5 protein-coding genes are annotated in these 4943 nt (G+C 61.6%); 3 read left to right on the forward strand and 2 right to left on the reverse strand.

Annotated elements, in window-relative coordinates:
* Positions 1-915 (forward strand): response regulator (locus EPO09_RS06640; protein ID WP_290641419.1); only part of this gene is annotated, 915 nt, incomplete at its 5' end.
* Positions 916-940: 25 nt separating this feature from the next.
* A complete protein-coding gene (locus EPO09_RS06645; protein WP_290641422.1) occupies positions 941-1900 on the forward strand; it encodes a response regulator transcription factor in 960 nt (319 codons plus the stop codon).
* Between the two features lie 10 nt (positions 1901-1910).
* On the opposite strand, the gene EPO09_RS06650 is transcribed toward EPO09_RS06645, so the two are convergent.
* Both EPO09_RS06650 and EPO09_RS06655 read right to left on the reverse strand, forming a co-directional pair.
* Complete coding sequence (locus EPO09_RS06650; protein WP_290641425.1) at positions 1911-2708, reverse strand: LytTR family DNA-binding domain-containing protein; 798 nt, start codon at positions 2706-2708, stop codon at positions 1911-1913.
* Positions 2705-3898, reverse strand: coding sequence for a sensor histidine kinase (locus EPO09_RS06655; RefSeq protein WP_290641427.1), 1194 nt, complete (start codon positions 3896-3898; stop codon positions 2705-2707). Before EPO09_RS06655 ends, EPO09_RS06650 begins: the two co-directional genes overlap by 4 nt.
* A 274-nt stretch (positions 3899-4172) precedes the next feature.
* Here EPO09_RS06655 and EPO09_RS06660 point away from each other — a divergent pair.
* Positions 4173-4943 (forward strand): carboxylesterase family protein (locus EPO09_RS06660; protein ID WP_290641429.1); only part of this gene is annotated, 771 nt, incomplete at its 3' end.

Consider the following 4943-nt stretch of genomic DNA (forward strand, 5'->3'; position numbering starts at 1 on the left):
GCCGAGCTGGACAAGATCTTCGAGCCTTTTGCCCGAGGCTCGTCTGCGGCGGGCAACTCGGCAGCCGGCACTGGCCTGGGGTTGACCATCAGCAAGATGCTCACCGATCTGATGGGCGGTGAGATGAGCGTGCAAAGCAAGCTGGGCCTAGGTACCACGTTCCGCATTCGGCTGTTCCTGCCGCAAGTGCGGGCCGCAGAGGTGCAACGCACGCAACCCATGGGGCAGCGAACCGGCTATGTGGGTGAGCGGCGCCGCGTCTGGGTGGTGGACAACGAGGAGGCTGATCGTGGCTTGCTGGTTCGCATCCTGGCACCGCTGGGCTTTGAAGTGATGGCGCTGGCTTCCGGCGTCGAATGCCTGGCGCACTTGAGGGCTTGCCCTCCGCAGTTGATGCCGCATGCCTTGTTCATGGATCTGGCCATGCCGGGGCTGGATGGATGGGCCACGCTGCGCGCCATCCGGGTTTCGGCGCTCAGTGATGCACCGGCGGCCATCGTGTCGGCCAATGCCTTTGACAAGGCGCTGGACAACGACGTGGGCATCACACCGGACGATTTCATCGTCAAGCCCGTGCGTGTAACGGAACTGCTGGATTGGCTGGGCCGCAAGCTGCAGTTGCAGTGGATAGAGACAGAACGAAGTGCCGTGCAAAGCGCCGCAGCAGCCAATGCCGACAAGCTGGTCGAGCAGGCTGCCGTGTTGCCTTCGCTCAAGGCCTTGCACAGCCTGGAAGACCAGATCCACGCCGGCTATATCAGAGGCGTGCACAAGGCCTTGGATCAGATCGCGGCGGCCGAGCCTCAGTGCGAGGTCTTCGTGCAGAAACTGCGCGGCATGGCGCGTCAATTCCAGCTGGATGCGATGGCCACCTTGTTGAAAGAATCCCTGGCCCAGGCGCAATCCGGCGCTTGAGCCCCAACTTAGATCGCAGTACCTCATGTTTGAAAGACTCGACCGCAGCCGTACCGATGTCGTGCTCATCGTCGACGATGTTCCTGACAACCTGTCCTTGCTGCACGATGCCCTGGATGACGAAGGCTATACCGTGTTGGTGGCCACGCATGGCGAAGCGGCGCTACAGCGCGCCAGTCAGGCGGTACCCGACATCATCTTGCTGGACGCGATCATGCCGGGCATGGATGGCTTCGAGGTGGCCCGCCGCCTGAAGGCTCAGCCTGAGACCAGCCATATCCCCATCATCTTCATGACGGGCCTGAGCGAGACAGAGCACGTGGTGGCCGCGTTTGCCGCAGGCAGCGTGGACTACGTGGTCAAGCCCATTCGCCCCCGTGAGGTGATGGCACGCATCGCGGCGCACATGCAAAGTGCCAGGCAGGCCAGGCAGGCACGCAATGCGCTGGATGCTTTTGGCCATGCCTCGATCACCGTGCGGCTCAGCGATGGACGCCTGCTCTGGCAGACGCCTTTGGCACGCAAGCTTTTGCAGACCTACTTCGATATCCCCGAATCCGTGGCCCCGCCGGAGCTGGCGGACTGGCTGTCGCACACGGCGCCCCGACTGGCCAAGGAGATCGAGGCAGGCACGGCATCGGTGAATGCGCCGGTATGGGCCGTGAACCAGGCCGGGCGCCGCCTGAGCTTCACCTTGCATCAGCCCACGGGCGAAGACGAGTGGCTCTTGGTCATGCAGGAAAGCTCCGATCAGTCCGCCATGGACGCCCTGAGTCAGGAGTTCAAGCTCACGGCTCGCGAGGGCGAGGTGCTGTACTGGGTGGTCAAAGGCAAGACCAACCGCGACATTGGCGACATCCTGGGCAGCAGTCCCGCCACGGTCAAGAAGCAGCTGGAGCACATCTTCGCCAAGCTGGGCGTGGAGACCCGCACTGCTGCAGCCGGGCTGGCCATGAGCCGGGTGTCTCAGTTGAAGATGCGTTGAGCCAGGCCGATCACATTGGCTTGAACAGGTGGGCGTAGCTGCGGCTCACGGAGAGCCGCTCGTCTCGGCCGCGCAGGTGAAGGAAGATGCGCCCTGTGTCTTCTCGAATCACCTTGTCGATCAACGTGGTGCGCACCAGCGTGCCCCGATGAATCTGCGTGAATGCCTGTGCATCCAGCCTGGGCATGAGGTCGCGCAGCGGCGTGCGAATCAGCAACTCGCGATCCTGTGTGATGACGCGCACATACTTGTCATCTGCCTCAAAGTAATGGATGTCTGCCACAGGCACCATGTGTACCGTTGAGCCGATTCCGGCCTGGATGATGGTCAATGGCGGCAGGCCAGCTTGAGGCGTGCCAGCCGCATGGCGCAGGGCCTGCAACGGTGCCACAGCCATGGCATCCTGACCTTGTCTTTCTTTGAGGCGTGCGGCCAGTCGCTCGCATGTTTTCTCCAGGCGCTGCGTTTCTACTGGTTTGAGCACGTAGTCCACGGCCGAGCGCTCGAATGCATCGACGGCAAAGCGATCAAAGGCCGTGACGAAGACGATCAAGGGCAGTGCCGCGTCCATGGGCCAGTTGTCCACGATGCGCTCTGCGGCATCCAGACCATTGAGCACGGGCATCTGGATGTCCAGGAAGATAACGTCCGGCCGTTGCTGCTTGACAGCGAGCGCCGCTTCTTCGCCATCGTGCACGATGGCCTTGATCTGCAATGCTGGCCATATCTTGCCCAGCATCTTGGCCAGACCTCTGGCCAGAACGGGCTCGTCTTCTGCAATCAGGGCGGTGGCGGGCGAATGACTCACGATGCGCTGCCTCCCGTGTTCAGCGGCAGGCGCAGCGTGACTTCGGTGGTGTCGTGGTCGAGGTCGTGTTGCATGTCGAAGTGGCTGTCGTTGCCATACAAGGTCCGCAACCTGTCTCGAATGTAGTGCAGACCAAATCCCGTTCCGACTTGCAGCTCGTGCCCAGTCGTTGCACTGTCGCCGCTGGCGTTCACGCCAGTATTGCGTACGCGCAGCATGAGTTGCCCTTCCTGTACGCACGCACTGACCTCCAGCGTGCCGCCTTGCTTTCGGCGCTCCAGACCATGCCGGATGGCGTTTTCGATGAGGGGCTGCAGCAGCATGGCGGGAACATAGACTTGGCCCAGTTCATCAGGTAGCGAGAGCGTGCTGTGCAAGCGTTCTCCCATGCGTATCTTCATGATGGACAGGTAGTCAGCGGCGAGCTTGAACTCCTCTGCCAGCGCGTGCTCGCTGGCGCGGCTGCCCGTGAGGGTGGTGCGCAAGAACCCGATCAGGTGCAGCAGCATCTGGCGTGCCTGCTGCGGGCTGTCGTCAATCAGTTCATACAGATTGGACAGTGTATTGAACAGCATGTGTGGATCCAGTTGGGATCTCAGCAGGTTGAGTTGAGCTTGGGCAGTGAGCTTCTGGGCCATGCGTTCGCGTGCCTCGCTGAGTGCGGCCCTGTCTTGAAAATACTCGAATACATAGACGGACATGGTGCCGTAGCAGGCATTGAAGAACGTCATCCTGTAGACGGGATAGGTCTGGGGTAGCCAGGCCTGTGCCCAGGATGAGGTTTGAATGGCGATGAAGGTTTGCTGAGCCAGCCATGACCCCAGCAACAGGCACAGCAGGGTGGTGAGCAGCAGCAGCCATTTCACGTCACGCGGCAGCCCTCTGTACAGGCCCTCTCGTTCGTAGCACGCCAGTGCATCCGGCATTTTTCGCCAGCCATGGCGAGCGACCAGGAGCATGGCGTTCGCCGTGATCAGCAAGCCAAAGAAGCCAATGCACTGTAGCCAGACGAAGTAATACAGCAGCCCTTGAATCTGGGGGTGTTGGGGGGACAGTACTTCCGTCGCGTGCATGGACAAGACGCCCACGAGCAGCAGAACTTGATTGAGGACGATCAACCTGGGCATCACCCCTCGCCAGGTCAGATTGGGTGGGTAGGGGGCAGCGGCCATGACCTGAATGGAAGACATGGTGTGCAAGGCTACTGTATGGCGGGGTGTTTCAAGTTGGCAAAAGGGTGAGCCGCAGTTTGAAGGCGCGAATTGCGGATGGGTTACGCCAGTTGCCTGACGCGTTCATACAAGTGGTCGACGCCCAGCCTGTGGGCATTCACCCGGTTCATTTGCAGTTTGTCATCTGGACTGGTTGTTCGTCCGATCTGACTGGCGCACCTGGATGCGCTCACCTAGATTTTGCCGCTGATGACAAAGGGGCCTCATCAGCCCATTCATGAGGAAATCAGCGATGAACCGCAAATGGATCAGCAAGCAGGGGATGGCGTGGGCACTTGGCGCGCTGTGTGTCGGGGGCGCGCAGGCCCAAATCGCGGCGCCATCGCCCAATGGGCCGGTGGTGCGTCTGGCGGTGGGTGATCTGGTGGGCACCACTGAGAATGGTGTCGACCAGTTCAGAGGCATTCCGTATGCACAAGCGCCAGTTGGGGTCCTGCGATGGGCTGCGCCTCAAACGGCGCGTGCCTGGGCAGGGGCGCGCGATGCCAGTCAGTTCGGTGCGGCTTGCCCGCAAGCGCCCGAGCCCTTTGGCGACAACGTTCGCAACAGCGAAGACTGCCTCTTCCTGAATGTGTATGTGCCGCCTTCGGCCACATCAGCGCAGCGTCCCGTCATTGTCTGGATCCCTGGGAGCGGCCAGGTACTGGGATCGGCTCGGCAGTACGACGCCAGCAAGCTGGCACAGGCAACGCAGGCCGTGGTCGTGACGATGAATTACCGGCTCGGGGCCCTGGGTTGGCTGTGGACGTCGGGCATGGCCGCCGAGCGCAAGGGGCACAACTTTGCGCTGCAGGACCAGCAAGAAGCCATGCGCTGGGTCAGGCGCCACATCGGCAACTTTGGTGGGGATCCTGAACGCATCACCATGGCGGGTGAGTCTGTGGGGTCGATTTCGGCCTCGCTGCACCTGGTGTCGCCCACGGCCAAGGGCTTGTTTCATCGCGCCATTCTGGCCAGTGGTATTGCGCCCCCCGGCCTGCTGAGTTCGGCCAAGGCAGCTGAG

Origin of the sequence: Aquabacterium sp., assembly GCF_004297345.1 — a bacterium.
Classification (GTDB): Bacteria; Pseudomonadota; Gammaproteobacteria; order Burkholderiales; family Burkholderiaceae_C; genus Aquabacterium.

What these genes read in the sequence shown, in the direction of transcription:
- EPO09_RS06655 (WP_290641427.1), bottom strand. Translation starts at nt 3,898, where the DNA reads ATGTCTTCCATTCAGGTCATGGCCGCTGCCCCCTACCCACCCAATCTG.
- EPO09_RS06645 (WP_290641422.1), top strand. Translation starts at nt 941, where the DNA reads ATGTTTGAAAGACTCGACCGCAGCCGTACCGATGTCGTGCTCATCGTC.